The organism is Mesorhizobium sp. M1348, assembly GCF_040317925.1.
Taxonomy (GTDB): domain Bacteria; phylum Pseudomonadota; class Alphaproteobacteria; order Rhizobiales; family Rhizobiaceae; genus Mesorhizobium.
Window position 1 is genome coordinate 149,209 of sequence record NZ_JAMYLH010000013.1, and the last position, 20,990, is coordinate 170,198.

Here is a 20,990-nt window from a genome sequence, read left to right on the forward strand (position 1 = left end):
GATCGTTTCTCATCTGAGGGGGTGAGGGATGTTCTTCTATGTCTCCAAGATTCTCTGGTTCTTCGTCCAGCCGTTGAATCTCACGATCTTCCTGCTGCTGGCGGGGCTGGTCGCGGCGATGTTCGGTCGGCGACGGTTGGCGACCGCCGGCAGCGCTCTTGCCTTCCTCATTCTGGCGGTTTCGACATGGAGCCCGCTCGGCCCCATGATGCTCAATCGGCTGGAGGAACGCTTCCCCAGGCCGCCGCTGCCGGAAAAGGTTGACGGTATCGTGGTGCTTGGCGGCAGTCTGGATGGCGCCGTCAATCTGGTGCGTGGTGGCTATGAAATGAACTCCAGCGGCGACCGGATGGTCGAGGCGGCCGTGCTGGCGCGGCGGTTTCCGATAGCGAAAGTCGTTATCTCCGGTGGCAGCATCGAAACGTTCCGCGGCGGCGAAGGCGATGCAGATACCGCGCCGCGTCTTTTTGCCGCTTTCGGCGTCGCGGCCGATCGGCTGATCCTCGAGAACAAATCCCGCAACACCTACGAGAATGCTGTCTTTACCAAGGAACTGGTGACGCCGAAACCGGGCGAGACCTGGTTGCTGGTGACCTCGGCCTTCCACATGCCACGCGCCAAGGCGCTGTTCGACAAAGCCGGCTTTTCGACCGTTCCGTGGCCAGTCGACTATCGCACCTCCGGTAGGGAAGGCATCACCACGTTCCCCTATCCCGGCGACTGGCTGGAGGTCACCACTGTTGCGATCCGCGAATGGATAGGGCTCATCGCCTATTGGCTGTCGGGCCGCATCGATCGGCCTTTTCCCGGGCCGGGCGGCTGACCGAGCACCGCCTGCCGCGCCGCCGAGAAAAATTGGCGGCGCACCAGTACCGCCAGTAGCAGCAGCGTCGATAGCACGAAAACGGTGGGATCGACGAACCAGCCGAGATAACCAATCGAGAAGAACACGCCGCGCAGGCCCGAATTGAAATGCTTCCCGGCCAGCATGTTCATGCGCGCGGCACGCCAGACTGCCGTTTCGGTGACCGGATTGCGCGACGCCTCGCCATGCGGAATCGGCACGGCGCCGATCAGGATCGAGCAATAATTGAATAGCCGGTAAGCCCAGCCGAACTTGAAGAAGGAAAAGGCCAGGATCAGCACCAGCCCGAACACCTTCGTCTGGAAGGCCGCGCGTGAGGACGTGGCGCCAAACGGCAGGTCGCTCAGCACGGTCAGAACCTGATCGGAGGCGCCGAGCAGGGCAAAACAGCCGCCGATGGCAATCAGCGAACTGGAGGCAAAGAAGGCGGTTCCCTGTTGCAGGCCGCTCATGATGGCGGTGTCGACGATGCGGATCTCGCGTTCGGCCATGGTCCGCATCCAGGCCTCACGCTGCACGTTCATCGCCCTCGTCAGCGACATGCGGCTGACCAGCATTCCGTCGGCGGCGAGCGTATGCAGCACCCACGCGGCAAGGAAGAACCCCAGCGCCGCAAGGTCGGCCATCGATAGATGAAAGGAATCGCTCATGCGTTGCTTTTACCACAGGCCGAGGGGACGCTTCGATGGTCGAAGCTGGAATGTCGCTGCCGGAGCAAACAAGGTCGGCAGGCGCAGCGCCGCGATCTTCAAAACAGCGGAAAACATCATGGCAGTTCCTATATGTAGACCTCAACAGGGTCCCAGGAGAAAACGCCCACGTGTTCCTTTCGGTTTTCGACCTGTTCAAGATCGGCATCGGCCCATCGAGTTCGCACACGATGGGGCCGATGACGGCTGCGCGGCGGTTTCTCGATGAGATTGCGGGAGACGACTGGCCGCGCCCGGCCGGCGCCAAGGTCGACCGCATCGCGGCCAGCCTGCATGGCTCGCTCGCCTACACCGGCATCGGCCATGGCTCCGATCGTGCCGTGGTGCTCGGCCTCGCCGGCCAGACGCCGCAGATGGTGGATCCCGACCAGGCGGACGGCATCGTCGCTCGCATCGCCGCCGAGAAGCGGATTTCGCCGCCTGGCCATCCGTCCTATCGTTTCGACCCGGGAACGGATCTTGTGCTGGATCGCAAGACGCCGCTGCCGGGTCACGCCAATGGCATGGCCTTCTCTGCCTATGATGCCGGCGACCGGTTGCTGCTGAGGCGGGTCTACTATTCGATCGGCGGCGGCTTCGTAGTGTCCGAGGAAGAACTGCAGCGGCTGAAGGCAAGGGGCTCGGCGACAACAGAGGGCAAGAAGGTTCCGTATCCGTTCAAGAATGCCGTCGAAATGCTGTCCCTGGCAGCGAGAAGCGGGCTTTCCATTGCCGAGATGAAGCGCGTCAACGAGGAGACGCAGATGTCGCGCGAGGAGCTCGACGCCGGTCTCGACGGCATCTGGAGCGCCATGAAGGGGTGCATCGAGCGCGGCCTGTCGCAAGACGGCATCATGCCGGGCGGACTGAAGGTGCGCCGTCGTGCCCGGATGCTGCACGACAAGCTGCAAGAGCAATGGCAGCAGAACCGGCCCAACCCGCTGCTCGCCAATGACTGGCTGTCGATCTATGCGATGGCGGTCAACGAGGAGAACGCTGCCGGCGGCCGTGTCGTCACCGCGCCAACGAATGGGGCGGCCGGCACTCTGCCCGCGGTGCTGCGCTACTGGCTGCATTTCCATCCCGAAGCCGACCAGCCCAGCATCCGCGATTTCCTGCTGACGGCGGCGGCGGTGGGCGGCATCATCAAAACCAATGCTTCGATCTCGGGGGCGGAAGTCGGTTGCCAGGGCGAGGTCGGTTCGGCTTCGGCAATGGCTGCGGCGGGACTGTGCGCCGTCATGGGCGGCACACCCGAGCAGGTCGAGAACGCCGCCGAAATCGCGCTGGAACATCATCTCGGCATGACCTGCGATCCGGTCGGCGGCCTGGTGCAGGTGCCGTGCATCGAGCGCAACGCGCTTGGCGCCGTCAAGGCGGTGACCGCCGCTTCGCTGGCCATCAAGGGCGATGGCGTTCATTTCGTGCCGCTCGATGCCGCGATCGAGACGATGCGCCAGACCGGCCTCGACATGAACGAAAAGTACAAGGAAACCAGCCTTGGCGGATTGGCCGTCAATGTCGTGGAGTGCTGAGCGCCAATCTGGCGGCCTGGACCACCACTGTGGAGAAGTCGATCAGGCCGTTGACGCGTTCGCGTGCTGGACTAAACCTTAAACGATGTCTCTCAATCTCATAAAGCTTTGCGTCGGCTGTGACAGCGTCGAGGATCTGGAAGAGTGGATTGCCTTCCGTCTCGACGAGCGGCGCCGCGCCGGCGAACCGGCCGAGCACTACCACACCACCCGCATGGTGCCGACACGCGGCGCCGAGATTACCGACGGCGGCTCGCTCTACTGGGTGATCAAGGGCAATGTTCAATGCCGCCAGCTGATCACCGAAATCCGGCCCTTTACCGATGACGAGGGTATCGGCCGTTGCCATCTGATCCTCGATCCCGAGGTCGTGCGCACCGACTGGCAACCGCGCCGTGCATTCCAGGGGTGGCGCTACCTGAAGCCGGCGGACGCGCCGGCCGATCTCGGCAAGGGCAAAGCCGGGCTGATCGAGATGCCGCCGAAGCTCAGGCGTGAGCTTGCCGATCTCGGCCTGCTCTGACGCCGAGAACCGCGACGCCAAGACCACCAGGCGAAGCGCTTGTCCGCAGTTGCCATCATCACCGGTCCTCCAGGTCGCCTCATCTGGGCTTGCAAGCCGGGGAACAACGCCACATCTTGAATGTCATGAGCGACAAGAAGCAGCCCGTGCCTGCAAAGGCAAATCCTGCGCCGGTCGAGTCTCAATCGAGCACCGGCGAGATCGACGCGTTTCTCCGTCAGGCAAGAACGCTCGCTGCATCCGCCACCGGTTCAGGCAGGCTGATCCTGTCCCTCGACGCGACGATGAGCCGCCAGCCGACCTGGGATCTCGCCTGTGCGCTGCAGGCCGAGATGTTCGACGCCGTCGGCAAGACCGGGGCGTTCAAGGTTCAACTTGTCTATTTTCGCGGCCTTGGCGAGTGCCGCTCCTCCGCATTCGTCCCCGATACCGAAGCTCTGAAGCAGTTGATGACGCGGATCGAATGCCGCAGCGGCCATACCCAAATCGGCAAGGTGCTCGCCCATGCGCTGAAACAGACGGCGGCGGCCAAGGTCAACGCGCTGGTCTATATCGGCGACGCGATGGAAGAAAACATAGATGATCTGGCCGAAAAGGCCGGCAGCCTCGGTCTGCACGGCGTTCCTGTCTTCGTCTTTCAGGAGGGCCATGATGCCGCCGCGGAAAAGGCGTTCAAGGAAATTGCGCGGCTGTCGAAAGGGGCCTGGTTCCGGTTCGATCGGCGGGCTGCCGCAACCTTGGCCGGCCTGCTTTCGTCCGTCGCCGTGTTTGCGACCGGCGGCCTGAAAGCACTGGAGGCCCGGGGCAGGCCGGAGGACCGGCTGATGATCGAGCATCTGAGGGGCGGCGGAAACTGATGGGCGCAATTATCGCTTTTGTAGCATTGCTTCTGGTGTTTCTCGGCACGGTCACTGTCTTCCTGCGCGCCGATCCGGCCAAGCTTGCAGGCGGCATGAGGACGCTTGGACCTGTGCTGCTCGGGCTGATTGGCGTCGCCGTGCTGCTGGTCGGGCGCGAGGGTATCGGCGGCTTGATCCTGTCGGCTGCGCTCGCCTGGTACGGCTCCATGCGCATGAATCGGCCGGCAGCAAAACTGGCACCAGGCAAGCGTTCGACAGTTCGTACAGCGGCGCTTGAGATGGAACTCGATCACGATACCGGCGGCCTCGAAGGCCTCGTGCTGGCTGGGCGCCATGAAGGCAAGATGCTTGGCTCGATGGGGCTTGCCGAATTGCAGCAACTCTATCGCGAACTCTCCGGCGATCCGGAGAGCCGCCAATTGCTAGAGACGTATCTTGACGGCAGATTTCCCATCTGGCGCAAAGACGCTGATGCGAATGGTGGCGAAGGGCTGGGTGTTGCGCCAGGTTCTGGCGCCATGACTAAGGAGGAGGCCTACAAGATCCTTGGTCTTGAAGCGGGGGCTGCCGCGGCGGATGTCCGCAAGGCGCACCGCCGCCTGATGCAGCGCCTGCACCCCGATATCGGTGGCACGTCTTTCCTGGCGGCGCGGATCAATGAAGCCAAGGACGTCTTGCTCTCCAATCACAACTAGTCTCCTTCGACGCAGAACTTTCGGGAAAGATATCGTTTCGCGCGCCGCTTACTGCTGGACGGCGTAGCACTCGATCTTCTTCTTTTTCAAAGCGTTGCAGGCCTTCCAGGCAGCGGTCTTCGAACCGAAACCACCGAACCGGGCGCGGTAGTAGGTGACACCGTCCTTGTCGAAGGCGACGGTGAAACCGGAGGCATCGGCCAGAACGGAGGGCGCCTGCTTCGTCGCCTTGTCGAGGAAAGCCTTCGCTTCGGCCTGATTTGGCGAAGAGGCGACCTGTATTGCCCAGCCGGATGGCACTGACGCCGTGCTGACCGGATCGACCTCTGCCGCCGGTTCGGCATAGGCTGCGGCGACCCGGGCTGTCGCCACGTCGTCCACCGTCGACACAGCCGTCGTCTTGACCCTCTTGGCCTGAACGACCGGAGTGGTTTCTTCAACGACGGGCGCATTTTCCTCGACAAGGGAGGCAACGGCATCGTCGTCCGGCTTACTGTCCGGTGTCGGCGCGTCATGCTTCGGTAGAAGCACCTTGGCCAAGGCTGAAATCGGATTGCCGCCACCAGCCTTGGCAATCAGCACGCCGCCGCCGCGCGACGACGCCTTCGGCATGTAGGCATTGATCAACCCGGCCATCTGGCTGTCGCGGCTGCCGCCGGACCTGCCGCCCATGACCACCGCTACGATGCGCCGATCGCCATCCGAGACCGAGGAGACCAGATTGTAACCGGAGGCGCGGGTGTAACCGGTCTTGATGCCGTCGACGCCCTTGATACGTCCGAGCAGACGGTTGTGGCCGTTGATACGCTGCCGCCCATAAAGAAAGGAGCGTTGCGAGAAATAGCCGTAATATTGCGGAAAATGCTCTCTCAGGGCGATGCCGAGCATCGCCATGTCGCGCGCGGTCGTGAACTGGCCGGGATCAGGCAAGCCGTTGGCGTTGCGGAAAACGGTTCCCCTCATGCCCAGCGCCCGCGCCTTGGCGGTCATCATGCGGGCGAAATTGGCTTCATTGCCGCCGAGCATCTCGCCAAGCGCCGTTGCGGAATCGTTTGCCGATTTGGTCACCATCGACAGGATCGCGGTCTCGACCGTGACCGAGCCGCCCCGCTTGACGCCGAGCTTCGTCGGCGGTTCGGCAGCGGCATTGGCCGAGAACACGACCGGGGAATTCTCGCTGATCCTGCCCTTCGCCAATGCCTCGAACGTCAGATAGAGCGTCATCATCTTGGTAAGCGACGCCGGATAGCGCCGGCCATCGGCGTCCGACGAATAAAGCACCTTGCCGGTCTTGGCATCGATGACGATGGCCGCCGACTTGGCCGCCATGGATGAAGCCGCGTCCGCGACGACGAAGCTCATCGCCATAGCGAGGATCATGATCGTTTGGAGGGAGCCCGCGGATTTGGAAACGAAGCCCGACAACGCCTTACGCACTGATAGTTCCTTTGAATTTCCGTTGCCTTGGAGGCGGCAAAGGGTCCTGCCTCACCTCCGGCCACGCTAACGCGCGCAGCGTTACCAATCCGTTTATGGTAACCGCCGCGTTCACCGTTTTCTGCGGGATTGAGCTTCTCTTTATTCGAATCTTAGCGATTGCCGGCAGCTCACGATGCGCATTGCCGCGGAAATCTTGACTTTTTGTGCACTGCACAATATATTTACACGCATTGCACAACGCGGCCCGGACAAGGCGCGTCCATCGTCCAAAGGCAACCGTTCAAGGGAATGCGTGAAATGACCCAGACCTATGAAGATTTCAGCAAATACGGCAAGGAATTTGCCGACACCGGATTGAAGAGCTTTGCATCGCTGTCCAAGGGTGCGCAGGCTATCGCCGCCGAGGCGGGCGAGTACACCAAGAAAAGCTTCGAAGCCGGTAGCGCCGCTGTCGAGAAGCTCTTTTCCGCCAAGTCGCTGGACAAGGCGATCGAGATCCAGTCCGACTATGCCAAGCAGTCCTATGAGAGCTTCGTCACCGAGGCCACCAAGCTTGGCGATCTCTATGCCGAACTCGCCAAGGAAGCCTACAAGCCGTTCGAATCGATCGTCGCCAAGGCGAAGTAAATTCGACGAACGTTCCGAGCCGACCCTGGGCTCGCAAAGACAGACCCGGTCGCAAACGCGCGGCCGGGTTTTTTCATGCCAGCTCGAAATCGGGGCCTGCGGTCTTCACGATTTGAAAAATCGGTCAAGTTTGGCCACCTAGCCATATTGTCAGCTAAACAGAAGGGCTTAAAATCGTCCATCGAACACCTACATGTCGAGGATGCATGAGGATTCGAAAGAGGCAGGACTACGTGACTACAGGTTTGACTGCCACGAGCTACGTGGTGCGAATGCAGAACGGCAGCAACGGCAATGAGGCCGGTCGCGGCACGGCCGTCATCACGCGCACAAAAACCAAGACCAAGAAGCCCAGTCTGTATCGGGTCCTCATTCTTAACGACGACTACACACCCATGGAATTCGTGGTCCACGTGCTGGAGCGCTTTTTCCAGAAGGACCGCGAAGCCGCCACACGCATAATGCTTCATGTTCACAATCATGGGGTGGGCGAGTGCGGGGTCTATACATTCGAGGTGGCCGAGACCAAAGTGTCTCAGGTCATGGATTTCGCCCGACAGAATCAGCATCCGCTGCAATGCGTGATGGAGAAGAAGTGAGGTAACATGCCGGCTTTCTCCCAAGGCCTGGAAAAGGCGCTTCACCAAGCGCTGACGCTCGCCAATGAGCGGCACCATGAATATGCAACCCTTGAACATTTGCTGCTCGCCCTGATCGACGACACCGAGGCGGCCGCCGTCATGCGTGCCTGCAACGTCGATCTCGACGAGTTGAAGCATACGGTCCTCACCTATATCGACACCGAGCTCGACAACCTCGTCACCGGCTACGATGAAGATTCCAAGCCGACTGCCGGTTTCCAGCGCGTCATCCAGCGCGCGGTGATCCATGTGCAGTCGTCAGGCCGCGAGGAAGTGTCCGGCGCCAACGTGCTCGTCGCCATCTTCGCTGAGCGCGAGAGCCACGCCGCTTACTTCCTGCAGGAACAGCAGATGACCCGCTACGACGCGGTCAACTACATCTCGCATGGCATCGCCAAGCGCCCCGGCGCCTCCGAGACGCGGACGCCGCGCGGCGCCGACGACGAGCAAGGCAACCAGGGCGGGGCCGAGCCGCAAGAGGAAGGCGGCAAGAAGAAGCAGCAGCAGGACGCGCTGACTGCTTATTGCGTCAACCTGAACAACAAGGCCAAGGCCGGCAAGATCGATCCATTGATCGGTCGCGAGAGCGAGATCAACCGGACCATCCAGGTGCTGTGCCGCCGCTCCAAGAACAACCCGCTCTATGTCGGTGATCCCGGCGTCGGCAAGACGGCGATCGCCGAAGGCCTCGCCAAGCGCATCGTCGAGGGCGACGTTCCCGAAGTGCTGCACAATGCCACCATCTTCGCGCTCGACATGGGCACGCTGCTGGCCGGCACCCGATATCGCGGCGATTTCGAGGAGCGGCTGAAGCAGGTCGTCAAGGAGCTCGAGGACTATCCCGGCGCCGTGCTGTTCATCGATGAAATCCACACCGTGATCGGGGCAGGGGCCACCTCCGGCGGCGCCATGGATGCATCGAACCTGTTGAAACCCGCATTGTCGTCAGGCGCCATCCGCTGCATCGGCTCGACCACCTACAAGGAGTTCCGCCAGTTCTTCGAGAAGGACCGCGCGCTGGTGCGGCGCTTCCAGAAGATCGACGTCAACGAGCCGACCGTCGAGGACGCCATCGAGATCATGAAGGGCCTCAAGCCCTATTTCGAGGAGTTCCACAAGGTCCGCTACACGAGCGAGGCGATCAAGGCTTCGGTCGAGCTCTCGGCGCGTTACATCAACGACCGCAAGCTGCCGGACAAGGCGATCGACGTGATCGACGAGACCGGCGCCTCGCAGATGCTGGTGCCGGAAGCCAAACGCAAGAAGACCATCGGCATCAAGGAGATCGAAGCGACGATCGCCACCATGGCACGCATCCCGCCGAAGACGGTTTCCGCCGACGACGAGAAGGTGCTGCAAGGCCTCGACATCGAGTTGAAGCGCGTCGTTTACGGCCAGGACACCGCAATCACAGCACTGACCTCGGCCATCAAGCTGGCGCGGGCCGGCCTGCGCGAACCGGAAAAGCCGATCGGCTCGTACCTGTTCTCGGGCCCGACCGGCGTCGGCAAGACGGAAGTGGCCAAGCAGCTCGCCGCCTCGCTTGGCGTGGAGCTGATCCGCTTCGACATGTCGGAATATATGGAACGCCACACCGTTTCGCGGCTGATCGGCGCGCCTCCCGGCTATGTCGGCTTCGACCAGGGCGGCCTTCTGACCGACGGCGTCGACCAGCATCCGCATTGCGTGCTGTTGCTGGACGAAGTCGAGAAGGCGCATCCGGACCTGTTCAACATCCTGTTGCAGGTCATGGATCACGGCAAGCTGACCGACCACAACGGCAAGCAGATAGACTTCCGCAACGTCATCCTGATCATGACCACCAATGCGGGTGCATCCGATGCGCAGCGCGCGGCGATCGGTTTCGGTTCGACGAAGCGCGAAGGCGACGATGTCGAGGCGATCAACCGGCTGTTCACGCCGGAGTTCCGCAACCGCCTCGATGCGATTATTCCGTTCGGCTCGCTGCCGGTGCCGGTCATCCATCAGGTGGTGCAGAAGTTCGTCATGCAGCTGGAAGCGCAGCTTTCCGAGCGTGGCGTGACCTTCGACTTGTCGCAGGATGCAATCGCATGGCTGGCCGACAAGGGCTATGACGAGCGCATGGGCGCCCGGCCGCTTGGCCGTGTCATCCAGGAGCACATCAAGAAGCCGCTAGCGGACGAGGTGCTGTTCGGCAAGCTCAAGAAGGGCGGCACGGTGCGTGTCACCGTCGAGAAGAAGGAAACCGGCGAGACCGGCCTGAAGCTCGAATCGCTCGCCGACGAGGCGCCGGTGAAGCCGAAGAAGGAAGAGCCGGACGACGTGCCGAAAGCCAAGAAGGCGGTGGCGAAGAAGCCCGCCGCGAAAAAGGCGGTGGCGCAGAAGCCGGAGCCGAAGGGCAAGGATGGCGGCAAGCGCAGCCTTGTGCCGCAACTGCCGCGCAAGAACTGACGAACAAGCCAGCAAAAAAAGCCCCGGAAACGGGGCTTTTTTTATGACACCTTCCGGTTAAGCACCCGGCGCCCGCCGGAGCGGTTTGCGCCGGTTCAGCTTGCCAGCGCTATCCGTATCTTGCCGGCGTTCTCGGCCAGGACTTCAGGCTTTTCCATCTGTCCGCTGTGCGGCTTCAAGGGAATGCCGTCGAAGCGCGGAATGACATGGACATGGAGGTGGAAGACGGTCTGGCCCGAAGCTGGTTCGTTGAACTGCAAGACCGTGACGCCATCGGCATCGAAGGCCTTCTTTACGGCCCGCGCAACTTTCTGGACGTGAACGAAGAGCGGGCCAAGCACCGCCGGATCCGCGTCGAGCAGGTTGCGCGACGGCGCTTTCGGCACCACCAGCGTGTGACCTTGTCCTTGCGGCATCACATCCATGAAGACGATGACCGCGTCATCCTCGTAGACGCGGTGCGAAGGGATTTCTCCGCGCAGGATTTTCGCGAAGATGTTGCTGCTGTCGTAGGTTGCTTCGGCCATGGCGCGCGCTCCGGTTCTTGGCTCGCTGTCTCGTGTAGCGAAGCTGTTCCGGGCGGGCAAGGACGATCGATCGACATCGGCCATGCCGGCCCGCGCGGCTGAGCGATTGGGTCTCGCTACCCTACTCCGCCAGGTCCTTGCGGAACGGGGTGTGCTCTTCCAGATATTCGCTCATCCGCTCGACTTCGCGGCGCTCGCGATGGAGGTAGTCGGCCACTGCATTGCGCAGACCTGGATGGGCGATGTAGTGCGCCGAATGCATCGTCACGGGCCGGTAGCCGCGCGCCAGCTTGTGCTCGCCCTGCGCACCGGCTTCAACCACCTTCAGCTTGCGCGAGATGGCGAAATCGATCGCCTGATGGTAGCAGACCTCGAAATGCAGGAATGGGTGGTCCTCGATGCAGCCCCAATTGCGGCCGTAGAGCGCGTCGGAACCGATGAAGTTGATGGCACCGGCAATGTAGCGCCCGTTGCGTTTGGCCATAATCAGCAGGATGTCGTCGGCCATGCGCTCGCCGATCAGCGAGAAGAAATCGCGGTTGAGGTAGGGCCGGCCCCATTTCCTGCTGCCGGTATCCATGTAGAACGCGAAAAAGTCGTCCCAGGCCTTTTCGGTCAGATCCTTGCCGGTCAGCCAGTCGATCGAGATGCCGTCGGCGAGCGCCTCGCGCCGCTCTTTCTTCATTGCCTTGCGCTTGCGCGAGGCTAACGTCGCGAGAAAATCGTCGTAGCTCGAAAAGCCTTCGTTGAAGAAGTGAAACTGCTGGTCGGTGCGATGCAGGAAGCCGGCCGCCGCCAATGTCTGGACGTCGTCCTCCGGCGCGAAAGTAACATGCGCGGAAGACACGCCGAGTTTATCCGTCACCGCCTTCAGGCCGGCCGCAAGACCGGCCTTGACGGTGTGGCTGTCCTCGCCCTTGCCGACCAACAGGCGAGGGCCGGTGACGGGCGTGAACGGCACCGCGCACTGCAGCTTCGGATAGTAGCGCCCGCCGGCGCGTTCGAATGCGTCTGACCAGCCATGGTCGAATACATATTCGCCCTGGCTGTGCGACTTCAGATAGCAGGCGACCGCCCCGAGCAGCTTGCCTCGCGCGGTTTCCAGCCGGAGGTGATGGCCTTGCCAGCCGGTGCGCCGAACAGCGCAGCCGGAATCTTCCAGCGCGCTCAAAAAAGCGAATGAAACAAGCGGGTTGTAGCCGTTTTCTGCATCGCCGCGCGTAGTGCCGCCGAGGCTGTCCCATTCAGCGCTGGTGAAGGCGCCGATGCCCGCGGCGATGCGGATCGACAGCTCCGCATTCGCCGTTTGTCTTTCGCAGTCGTCCCCTTGATCCATGAGGCTTACTTAAGCTCGCTGCGGACCCATACAAGCCCGCTCAGGCAAGCCGTACAAGATCGGGCTCGAATCCTTCGAACGTCATCTGGTCGGCATATTTGAAGGTCAGATCGACGGCAGGCTGGTCATGCACGGTCCAGGTGATCACCGGCATGCCGAGTGTCTCTCGCACGAAGGAGACGAACCGGTTCGGCAGGTCGCCGGCGGCGTAGGAGGTGAAGGCGATGTCATGCGCCAGCATGGCGAAATGCGCCTCGATCAGGTGGTTGTCGTTGCCGTAGGCGGTCAACCCGCCGGGTATGCCGGGTGCATATTTCGCGAACTCGCGGATCAGCCAATGGTCGAACGACATGATCGCGGTCTTGCCCTTGTATTGCTTGAGCATCTTGCCGACGCTTTCGACCAGGCCTTCGTCGTGCCCGGCAGCGCCTTTCAGTTCGACAACCATCGGCACACGGCCGTCGACCAGATCAAGCGCCTGCTGCAGCGTCGGCAAATGGTCGGCGGTGCCGCCGACCTTCAGCGCCGTGATCTCGGCAGCCGTACGCTGCCAAACGAAGCCGTCCTTGCCGGTCAGCCGCCGCAGATCGCCATCGTGGATGATGACGGGGACGCCGTCGGATGACAGGTGCACATCGCATTCGATCGCGTAGCCGCGCTCGGCTGCCGCAGCGAAAGCGGAAAGCGTGTTCTCCCAGCGCGTCTTGTTCATGTCGTGGAGGCCGCGATGGGCGACGGGCCGGGCAGTCAGCCAGGAAAGATCGGTCATGGTCGCGGTCCCGGTCATTCGACTTCGAAGATCGCTTCGATTTCCACTGCGGCATTAAGCGGCAGGGAGGCGGTCCCGACGGCGGAGCGAGCGTGCTTGCCGCAATCGCCGAGCACGGCGACGAGAAAATCCGAGGCGCCGTTGGCAACCAGATGCTGTTCGACAAAATCCGGTGCCGAGGCGACGAAGACGGTGATCTTCACCAAGCGACGGATTTTCTCGAGATCGCCAAGTGCCGCCTGGGCCTGCGCCAATATGTTGATCGCACAGTATTTTGCGGCTTCCTTGCCGGTCGCGGTGTCGACATCGCGGCCAAGCAGTCCGCTCGCCTGGAGCTTGCCCTCCTTGAGCGGCAACTGCCCGGCGGTGAACAGCAGATTGCCGGTCCTGCAATATGGCACGTAATTGGCGGCGGGCGCGGCGGCGACCGGCAGCGTCACGCCGAGTTCGCTTAGCCGCTTTTCGATTGTTTCGCTCATGCTATTTCCCTATTGCTTGAAGGCGCCGCGCAGGCCGGGCCGAAATTGCTATTTTTGCCTCGCTTCCGCCACGACTTTTTTTAAGCTGGACCATCTTTCCATGCGGCCTGCCATTAGCCGCGATGATCGGAGCACCCCATGCGCGCAACGCGCCTCGCATTCAACGCCGTCCTCCTGACAGCGGCTTCCTGGGCGGCTCCCGCTTTTGCGGTGCCTGCGCTGCAGGCGCATCGTGCTGTTTACGACATTTCGCTCGACAAGGCCTCCGATCGCTCCGGCATTACTGGCATCACCGGCCGCATGGTCTACGAGTTCAACGGCTCGCCTTGCGAGGGCTATACGGTAAAGTTCCGTTTGGTGACCCAGATCGTAACCAACGACAACACTAGGCTGACCGACCAGCAGATGACCACCTTCGAGGATGCCGAGGGCAAGACCTTCTCCTTCGTGAACAAATCCTTTGTCGACCAGAACCTCGACAAGGAGGTCAAGGGTACCGCAACGAAGGAGGCCAATGGTCTCAAGGTCGATATCGACAAGCCCGAAAAGAGCAGCCTGGAACTCGCGCCGACCCAGTTCCCGACCCAGCAAATGGTCGAAATGATCGGCAAGGCGGAAAAGGGCGAGCGGTTCTACGAAACCAACCTGTTCGACGGCTCTGAGGACGCCAACAAGGTGGTGACCACCACCGTCGTCGTCGGCAAGCAAGCCGATGCCGACAACACCGATCCGGAAGCGCCGGCGCTGGCCAAGCTCGCCACCGACAAATACTGGCCGGTCGACATCGCCTATTTCGACGATGCCGACAAAGGCGGCGAGGAGGTGCCGGAATACCGGATCAGCTTCAAGCTGCACGAGAACGGCATCACGCGCGATCTCGTGATGGACTATGGCGAGTTCTCGATGACGGGCAAACTGGTCAATCTGTCGCTGTTCGATCAGCCAAAGACCTGCCCGTCGAAATAGGCTCGAACCAACGACAAGCCGCCGGCGCTATCCGGGATAGTAGCGCTTGATCTTGCGGGGCATGTCGCATCGACTTGAGCATGCCGCAATTGCCTATCAACGTCTTACGACGGTAAGCGCCGTGGGGGGAGCAGGTTGAGCAGGATCGACGTTTTTGTGGCGCCGCGGCCCAATGCGACGCTGATCAAGGCCATGACATTCGTCAACCGGATTGTCATGCTGCACGGCATTCCGGGGCTTCGCGACCTGTTGCCATTCAACCGTCTGGCCGGTTTGCGCGGCGTCGCCAATGTCCGCCACATCGATTTTCCGGAGGATGACCGGCAAAGGCTGAAGGCTTGTTGCGGTGCGGGCAAGGCGACGTTCATCACACCCAACCATCCCGAATTCTTTACCGACTGGATGATCGACAAGGAGGTCGTGTCGCGGGTAAGCCCGCTGGCGGCATCCTGGGCCACGCATGGCGTCGTCAATGGGCTTGGCCGGCTGATGCAGAAATTCTGGCTGGCCAACAATCTGATCGCGCAAATCCCGGGCAATAGCGCGGCGGCCAAGGAACATTCGGTGGCCTGGGCGCTGAAAGGGCACGGCGTGCTCCTGCATCCCGAAGGCGGTGTCGGCTGGCATGCCAACATCGTTGCCCCGCTGCTGCCAGGCGCGGTCGAAATGGGGTTCGAAGCGCTGAAGCGCGGCCGCCTGATGGATCCGGATTTCAAGGTTTGGATCGCGCCCGTGATCTGGAAGCTCGCTTTTACGGGGAATGTCGAGGCAGCGCTGGCAAAGGAATGCGCCTATGTCGAGCACAGCCTGAAGATCGAACGCCGTGCCGCCGATACGCTGCCGGAGCGCGTCCATCATATCTACGCGACGCTAGTATCGCGCGACGAGGCTGCAAATGGCCTGCGGCCTGATGAGCGGGCTTCATATGCCACACGTCAGAAGGATCTGCTGACCGAACTCGGCCGTCGCCTTGCCGAACTTGTTTCGCTCGAAGCCGGCACGCTCGACAATGCCGAGCTTTTGCGCCGGTCGCGGCGCTGGCTGCGGGAAAACACGGACGGCACCGGAAGCCAAAAGCAGGTCCGAACGCTGGCAGATACGATCCAGCGCCTGCAGCGTGTCGGGCCGTGGGCTTCGGCCAATCCGCGCATCACGCAGGAGGAGATCGCCGAACATTTGAAGCGGATCCGCAACGATTATTGCAAGGGTACACTGCGCGATACGATCAACCGTTTCGTGCCGCAGCCGGCCGGCCCACGCCGCGCCCATATCCGGGTACCGGAGCCGCTAGGCTTGCACGCCTATCAAGGCTCCGTCGAGGAGGCGCTCGCCGAACTGCACGACCGCATGCAGGCGACCATCACCAACACCATGGCGCAACTCGAGGCCGGCGGCGGCTTCATTTTCTACGCCAATCCCTTCTATCATCGTTAGCGGCGTGTTGGTCGGCGCAAGATGAAGGAGTGCGGCAAGCCTCATGGCGGTCTATGTCGATGCGGCGATCTGGAAATGGGTCGGCCACCGCTGGTGTCATCTGCTGGCAGACGATACCGACGAGCTGCATCGCTTCGCCGGGCAGCTCGGCATCAAGCGCTCGTCCTACCAAGGGCCGCCGAAGACATCGGCGCCACATTATGACATAACCGGGTTCGAGCGCGACCGCGCGGTGCGGTTAGGCGCCATCGAATGCAGCCGCGACGAGATCGTCGCTGTTTTCCGGCGTGTGCGGGTGCCGAAGGGAAAGATGCGACGATGACACCGGTGCGCTGATCGCCGCACGCTGAGCCGCACGACGCCACAGCGCTTGCGTTTGTCGCGCTTCCCCTCTATATGCGCGCTCATTCCACACACGGACTTTGGTGTCTGCCCGGGAGAAATCCGGCTGAAACCTCCGGTGGCGTTCGAGGACAAAGTCCAAAAATGCCTGTGTCCGTGGAGGCTAACCGGAAAGGAAATAAGAAATGGCTCTGCCTGATTTCAGCATGCGCCAGCTATTGGAAGCTGGCATTCACTTCGGCCACCAGACCCACCGCTGGAACCCGAAAATGGCGCCCTATATCTACGGCGCCCGCAACAACATCCACATCATCGACCTCTCGCAGACGGTGCCTTTGCTGCACCAGGCGCTGAAGCAGGTTTCCGACACTGTTGCCAAGGGCGGCCGCGTGCTGTTCGTCGGCACCAAGCGCCAGGCCTCCGACATCGTCGCCGATGCCGCGCAGCGTTCGGCCCAGTACTATGTCAACTCGCGCTGGCTCGGCGGCATGCTGACCAACTGGAAGACGATCTCGAATTCCATCCAGCGCCTGCGCAAGCTCGACGAAATGCTGGCCGGCGAGGCTCAGGGCCTGACCAAGAAGGAGCGCCTCAACCTCGATCGCGAGCGTGAGAAGCTCGACAAGGCGCTGGGCGGCATCAAGGATATGGGTTCGACGCCCGATTTGATGTTCGTGATCGACACCAACAAGGAAGCGATCGCCATTCTCGAGGCCAAGCGTCTCGGCATCCCGGTCGTTGCCATCATCGATTCCAACTGCGACCCGGACAAGATCGACTTCCCGATCCCCGGCAACGACGACGCGGCCCGCGCCATCCAGCTCTATTGCGATCTGATCGCCAAGGCAGCTATCGACGGCATCGCCCGTCAGCAGGGCGCGCTCGGTGTCGATATCGGCGCATCGGTCGAGGCTCCGGTCGAGCCGGCGCTCGATCAGACCCCGGCCGCCGAGAGCCCGGCTGCCCAGACCCCGGAAGCATAGTAGCGAAGGCCGGCTGCGGCCTTCATCTTTCCAATATGTTGGCGCGGTAAGCGCCACCGGCACCAGGCGCATCATCGAAAATCGATGGTGCGTCGTCAGTGCATTTAGACAAAGAGGCGACAATGAGCATTTCGGCTGCACAGGTCAAAGAACTCCGCGACTTGACCGGCGCGGGCATGATGGACTGCAAGGCGGCGTTGAATGAGACCAACGGCAACATGGAAGAAGCCATCGACTGGCTGCGCAAGAAGGGCATTTCCAAGGCCGACAAGAAGGCTGGCCGTACCGCTGCCGAAGGCCTGATCGGTGTCGATTCCGGCGTCCGCGAGGCAGCGATCGTCGAGGTCAATTCCGAGACGGATTTCGTTGCGCGCAATGCTGCGTTCCAGGAGATCGTCGCCAATGTCGCGAAGGTTGCGCTCGCCCATGGCGGCAAGACCGAGGCCGTTGCCGCTGCTCCCTATCCGGGCTCGGGCAAGTCGGTCACTGAGACCATCAAGGACGCCGTCGGCACCATCGGCGAGAATCTGGGCTTCCGCCGCTCGGCCAAGCTCACCGTCGAGCACGGCGCTGTCGCAACCTACGTTCACAATGCGGTCGCCGACGGCCTTGGCAAGCTCGGCGTGCTGGTGGCCATCGAGACGACGGGCAACGCGCATGCCGCGAACGCCTTCGCCCGCCAGGTTGCCATGCATGTCGCTGCCACCAATCCGATGGCCTTGACCACCGAAGAGCTCGATCCGGTCGCGGTGGAGCGCGAGAAGGCGATCTTCGCCGACCAGGCGCGCCAGTCCGGCAAGCCGGAAGCGATCATCGAGAAGATGGTCGAGGGCCGTTTGCGCAAGTTCTACGAAGAGGTCGTGCTGCTCAAGCAGGCTTTCGTGCTCAATCCCGACATCACCGTCGAGAAGGCGCTGAAGGATGCCGAAAGCGAGATCGGCGCGCCAGCCAAAATCGCTGCCTATCTGCGCTTCGCGCTCGGTGAGGGCATCGAGAAGGAAGAGACCGATTTCGCGGCGGAAGTCGCGGCAGCGGTCAAGAAGTAAACTATCCGCTCGAAAGGCTTTTTCGGCCGGGTGTCCGCGAGGATGCCCGGCCGATTTCTTGTGCGGTGTCGATGAAGGCGCGGAGCTTCGGGGCCATCGCGGCGCGGCGCGGGAAATAGAGGAACAGTCCCGGTTCCTCGATCGATGCCTCGCCAAGGACTTCGACCAGCCGGCCTGCTTCGATGTCGGGCTTGACAAGCGGCTCGAACAGATAGGCGAGGCCGATGCCGGCAAGCGCCATGTCCCTTGCCGACAGCGGATCGCTGACGACCACGCTGCCGCGTGTCTCGACGCTGATATCCTTGCCCTGGTCTGACAGATCCCAGCGATAGAGCGCACGTGATCGTAACAGCCGATATCCGATGCAGTTGCGGGTGGAGAGATCAGCAATTGTTCGCGGCTTTCCGTGGCGGCCGACATAGGCCGGAGAGGCGACAATGGTCGTCCGGAACGGCTGAGTCAGTCGCACCGTCACCATATCCTCGGCGATCATCTCGCCCAGCCGGATGCCGGCGTCGAAACCCTCGCCGACGATATCGCTCAGACGTTCGTCGGTGACGATCTCCACCGTCACGTCAGGGTAACGCTCCGCCATCGCCGTTAGGATGGGCATCAGCGCCAGAGGCAGCGACAAACGCGGCGCGTTGATCCTGAGCAGTCCGCTTGCCCGGCCTTTGACCGAGCGGATGCGTTCGATCCGGTCGGCAATGTCTTCCAACGCCGGCTCCGCCGCAGCGACAAGCGCGGTGCCAGTCTCGGTCAGCGAGACGCTGCGCGTGGTGCGGGCAAACAACGGCTGGCCGATTCGCTCCTCTACCAGCCGCACCGCATGGCTGACCGCTGACGGGCTCATGCCGAGCTCGGCGGCCGCCGACGCGAAGCCGCCACGCCGCGCGACGGCAACGATTATAGGTAGGTGGCTAAGCAGATCGCGGTCCATTCATGCATGATATCGCATAGTCCATTCGGATAATGCAATCTTATCGGCGGGGAAAGGAGGGCGCATCTTTGGCTGCATCACACGGCAATCGCCGAGCAGCCAAGGAGACGTCTAATGACCGACCTCGATTCCGAACGAACCCGCAATCTCGAGACCGTGCGTAAATTCTTTGATCTGATGCACCGCAAGGACATTGAGGCATGGGGCGACCTTTGGGCTGAAGATGGCCGTATCCTTGTCTTCTACCCGCCGGCAGGATTTGGAAACAGCATCGATGGCAAGGCCGCGATCCTGGCGGCCTTCCGAGGCCTCTTCGGTAATTTCGAATCCTTCGATTCGCAGCTGACAGCCATCTATCCGGCAGCGGATTCGGACGCGATCGTCGTTGAGTACAAGAACCGCGCGGTGCTGATCGGCGGCACTGAGTACACCAACAACAATATCGCGATTTTCCGCTTCAAGAGGGGTCTGATCAGCGCCTACCACGATTATTTCGATCCGCGCCGGTTCCAGGTGGTGGTCGATGCGCTGGCCAAGGCCTGACTGCGTATCCCAGGCAAGACCTCAATCCCGCTTTTCAAATTTTAGGAGAAAATCCATGACCATGTCCTACTACACGCTCGGCAACAGCGGACTGCGTGTCACCCGCCTGGCGCTCGGCACCATGACGTTCGGCACGGAATGGGGCTGGGGTGCGGAGAAGGAAACCGCGCGCGCGCTGATCGATGCCTATGTCGAAGCCGGTGGCAATTTCTTCGACACCGCCGATCTCTATACCGGTGGCACGGCCGAAACCTGGCTCGGCGAATTCATCGCCGAGCGTGGGCTGCGCGACAAGGCGGTGATCAGTACCAAATTCACCTACAACGCCGAACCGGGCAACCCGAACGCCGGGGGCAACGGCCGCAAGAACATCCTGCGGGCGGTAGACGGTTCGCTGAAGCGGCTAGGCACCGACTATATCGACCTCTACATCCTCCATACCTGGGACAGGCTGACACCACCGGAGGAGGTGATGCGGACGCTGGACGATCTGGTGCGCGCCGGAAAGATCCGGCATGTCGGTCTGTCCGACGTGCCGGCGTGGTACGCAAGCCGGGCGCAGGCGGTCGCAGAGCATCGCGGCTATGAACCGGTTTCGGCGCTTCAGCTCGAATATTCGCTGGCCGAGCGCAACATCGAGCACGAATTCGTGCCGTTCGGCACGCGCTATGGCGCCGGAATCATGGTCTGGAGTCCATTGGCCAGCGGCCTGCTCAGCGGAAAATACCGTTTCGATACAATCGTCAAGGATGGTGGCCGGCTGGAGACAATGCGTGGTTCGACCAATCCCGGTTTCCAGAAATTCACCGATCGCAACTGGCAAATCGTGGCCGAATTGGAGACGGTTGCCGGCCAGCTCGGCCGCAGCATGGCCCAGGTCGCCCTGAACTGGACGGCAAACAGGCCAGGCGTTGCGTCCGTCATCGTCGGCGCCACCAGGCTTGACCAGCTCAAGGACAATCTCGGCGCGCTTGATTTCGACATTCCCGAGGATCTTCGGGCACGGCTCGATGAGGTTAGCCGGCCGGTCACGCCCTTTCCGTACTCGTTCTTCGGCCCTGAAATACAAGGCGGCCTGACCGGTGGGCAGGCGGTTGGCGGTAAGCCGGCAAGTTATCTGCCGGACCTGCTCATGCAAGGCACTTTTGCCGGCGTGAGCTGACGGCTATCCCGGTCCACGATCTCAACTTTCCGGCTCGGGCGCCGCGGGGCAAAGCGGCGCCCCTGGTGTTTAGGCACGCCCCCAGTTTGTGGGGGGCCCCCAAACCGGCGCACCCCTGCATAACCGGGCCCCAAGACCGTGTAGGCCCCCGAACG

At 62.0% G+C, this 20,990-nt stretch carries 22 protein-coding genes; 15 read left to right on the forward strand and 7 right to left on the reverse strand.

What is annotated here, in order from left to right:
* The first annotated feature begins 28 nt into the window (after positions 1-28).
* The gene (locus tag NKH13_RS21590) at positions 29-823 is read left to right on the forward strand and encodes a YdcF family protein (protein ID WP_352720201.1); all 795 of its coding nucleotides are present in this window, start codon (positions 29-31) and stop codon (positions 821-823) included.
* Here NKH13_RS21590 and NKH13_RS21595 read toward each other — a convergent pair.
* Complete coding sequence (locus NKH13_RS21595) at positions 772-1,515, reverse strand: DUF599 domain-containing protein (protein WP_352720203.1); 744 nt, start codon at positions 1,513-1,515, stop codon at positions 772-774. The genes NKH13_RS21590 and NKH13_RS21595 overlap by 52 nt on opposite strands.
* Positions 1,516-1,685: 170 nt before the next feature.
* Between NKH13_RS21595 and NKH13_RS21600 the strand changes: the two genes are divergently transcribed.
* From NKH13_RS21600 to NKH13_RS21615, 4 genes are all read left to right on the forward strand, one after another.
* On the forward strand, positions 1,686-3,089 hold the full coding sequence (locus tag NKH13_RS21600; protein WP_352720205.1) for an L-serine ammonia-lyase: 1,404 nt from the start codon (positions 1,686-1,688) through the stop codon (positions 3,087-3,089).
* 85 nt (positions 3,090-3,174) lie between these two features.
* A complete protein-coding gene (locus tag NKH13_RS21605; protein WP_352466463.1) occupies positions 3,175-3,612 on the forward strand; it encodes a DUF1489 family protein in 438 nt (145 codons plus the stop codon).
* Between the two features lie 125 nt (positions 3,613-3,737).
* Positions 3,738-4,469, forward strand: coding sequence for a vWA domain-containing protein (locus NKH13_RS21610; RefSeq protein WP_352914239.1), 732 nt, complete (start codon positions 3,738-3,740; stop codon positions 4,467-4,469).
* A complete protein-coding gene (locus NKH13_RS21615) occupies positions 4,469-5,167 on the forward strand; it encodes a DnaJ domain-containing protein (RefSeq protein ID WP_352720209.1) in 699 nt (232 codons plus the stop codon). The genes NKH13_RS21610 and NKH13_RS21615 overlap by 1 nt, the downstream gene beginning before the upstream one ends.
* Before the next feature lie 48 nt (positions 5,168-5,215).
* Here NKH13_RS21615 and NKH13_RS21620 read toward each other — a convergent pair whose 3' ends face one another.
* Positions 5,216-6,604 (reverse strand): SPOR domain-containing protein, encoded by a 1,389-nt coding sequence (locus NKH13_RS21620; RefSeq protein ID WP_352720211.1) that lies wholly within the window; start codon positions 6,602-6,604, stop codon positions 5,216-5,218.
* A 300-nt stretch (positions 6,605-6,904) separates the two neighbouring features.
* On the opposite strand from NKH13_RS21620, the gene NKH13_RS21625 reads away from it, so the two are divergent.
* The 3 genes from NKH13_RS21625 (at position 6,905) to clpA (ending at position 10,308) form a co-directional block, all read left to right on the forward strand.
* Entirely contained in the window at positions 6,905-7,234 is a 330-nt protein-coding gene (locus NKH13_RS21625; RefSeq protein WP_023674920.1) for a phasin family protein, read from the forward strand.
* Between the two features lie 272 nt (positions 7,235-7,506).
* Positions 7,507-7,833, forward strand: a complete 327-nt coding sequence (gene clpS, locus NKH13_RS21630) for an ATP-dependent Clp protease adapter ClpS (RefSeq protein WP_023717744.1) — start codon at positions 7,507-7,509, stop codon at positions 7,831-7,833.
* A 6-nt stretch (positions 7,834-7,839) separates the two neighbouring features.
* The gene (gene clpA, locus NKH13_RS21635) at positions 7,840-10,308 is read left to right on the forward strand and encodes an ATP-dependent Clp protease ATP-binding subunit ClpA (RefSeq protein WP_352720214.1); all 2,469 of its coding nucleotides are present in this window, start codon (positions 7,840-7,842) and stop codon (positions 10,306-10,308) included.
* Positions 10,309-10,403: 95 nt separating this feature from the next.
* On the opposite strand, the gene NKH13_RS21640 is transcribed toward clpA, so the two are convergent.
* The 4 genes from NKH13_RS21640 to NKH13_RS21655 form a co-directional block, all read right to left on the reverse strand.
* On the reverse strand, positions 10,404-10,835 hold the full coding sequence (locus tag NKH13_RS21640; protein WP_352720216.1) for an HIT family protein: 432 nt from the start codon (positions 10,833-10,835) through the stop codon (positions 10,404-10,406).
* A 121-nt stretch (positions 10,836-10,956) separates the two neighbouring features.
* Entirely contained in the window at positions 10,957-12,171 is a 1,215-nt protein-coding gene (locus NKH13_RS21645) for a GNAT family N-acetyltransferase (RefSeq protein ID WP_352720217.1), read from the reverse strand.
* A 40-nt stretch (positions 12,172-12,211) separates the two neighbouring features.
* Positions 12,212-12,940 (reverse strand): glycerophosphodiester phosphodiesterase, encoded by a 729-nt coding sequence (locus tag NKH13_RS21650; protein WP_352720219.1) that lies wholly within the window; start codon positions 12,938-12,940, stop codon positions 12,212-12,214.
* A 14-nt stretch (positions 12,941-12,954) separates the two neighbouring features.
* Positions 12,955-13,419 (reverse strand): RidA family protein, encoded by a 465-nt coding sequence (locus tag NKH13_RS21655; RefSeq protein ID WP_352720221.1) that lies wholly within the window; start codon positions 13,417-13,419, stop codon positions 12,955-12,957.
* A gap of 138 nt (positions 13,420-13,557) precedes the next feature.
* Between NKH13_RS21655 and NKH13_RS21660 the strand changes: the two genes are divergently transcribed.
* From NKH13_RS21660 to tsf, 5 genes are all read left to right on the forward strand, one after another.
* Positions 13,558-14,385, forward strand: coding sequence for a cell envelope integrity EipB family protein (locus tag NKH13_RS21660; protein WP_292653503.1), 828 nt, complete (start codon positions 13,558-13,560; stop codon positions 14,383-14,385).
* A gap of 135 nt (positions 14,386-14,520) precedes the next feature.
* Positions 14,521-15,819 carry a lysophospholipid acyltransferase family protein gene (locus NKH13_RS21665; RefSeq protein ID WP_352720222.1) on the forward strand — a complete coding sequence of 433 codons (1,299 nt, stop codon included), beginning with the start codon at positions 14,521-14,523 and terminating at the stop codon, positions 15,817-15,819.
* 43 nt (positions 15,820-15,862) lie between these two features.
* On the forward strand, positions 15,863-16,141 hold the full coding sequence (locus tag NKH13_RS21670; RefSeq protein WP_352720223.1) for a DUF4031 domain-containing protein: 279 nt from the start codon (positions 15,863-15,865) through the stop codon (positions 16,139-16,141).
* Positions 16,142-16,346: 205 nt separating this feature from the next.
* Positions 16,347-17,144, forward strand: a complete 798-nt coding sequence (gene rpsB / locus NKH13_RS21675; protein WP_031211288.1) for a 30S ribosomal protein S2 — start codon at positions 16,347-16,349, stop codon at positions 17,142-17,144.
* Between the two features lie 122 nt (positions 17,145-17,266).
* Positions 17,267-18,190, forward strand: coding sequence for a translation elongation factor Ts (gene tsf, locus NKH13_RS21680; RefSeq protein WP_352720225.1), 924 nt, complete (start codon positions 17,267-17,269; stop codon positions 18,188-18,190).
* Position 18,191: 1 nt separating this feature from the next.
* On the opposite strand, the gene NKH13_RS21685 is transcribed toward tsf, so the two are convergent.
* Positions 18,192-19,130: a LysR family transcriptional regulator gene (locus NKH13_RS21685; RefSeq protein WP_352720227.1), complete on the reverse strand. Its 939-nt coding sequence runs from the start codon at positions 19,128-19,130 to the stop codon at positions 18,192-18,194.
* A gap of 114 nt (positions 19,131-19,244) precedes the next feature.
* Here NKH13_RS21685 and NKH13_RS21690 point away from each other — a divergent pair, with 114 nt between their 5' ends.
* Positions 19,245-19,673 carry a nuclear transport factor 2 family protein gene (locus NKH13_RS21690; RefSeq protein ID WP_352720228.1) on the forward strand — a complete coding sequence of 143 codons (429 nt, stop codon included), beginning with the start codon at positions 19,245-19,247 and terminating at the stop codon, positions 19,671-19,673.
* Positions 19,674-19,728: 55 nt separating this feature from the next.
* A complete protein-coding gene (locus NKH13_RS21695) occupies positions 19,729-20,835 on the forward strand; it encodes an aldo/keto reductase (RefSeq protein ID WP_352720230.1) in 1,107 nt (368 codons plus the stop codon).
* Positions 20,836-20,990 lie beyond the last annotated feature (155 nt).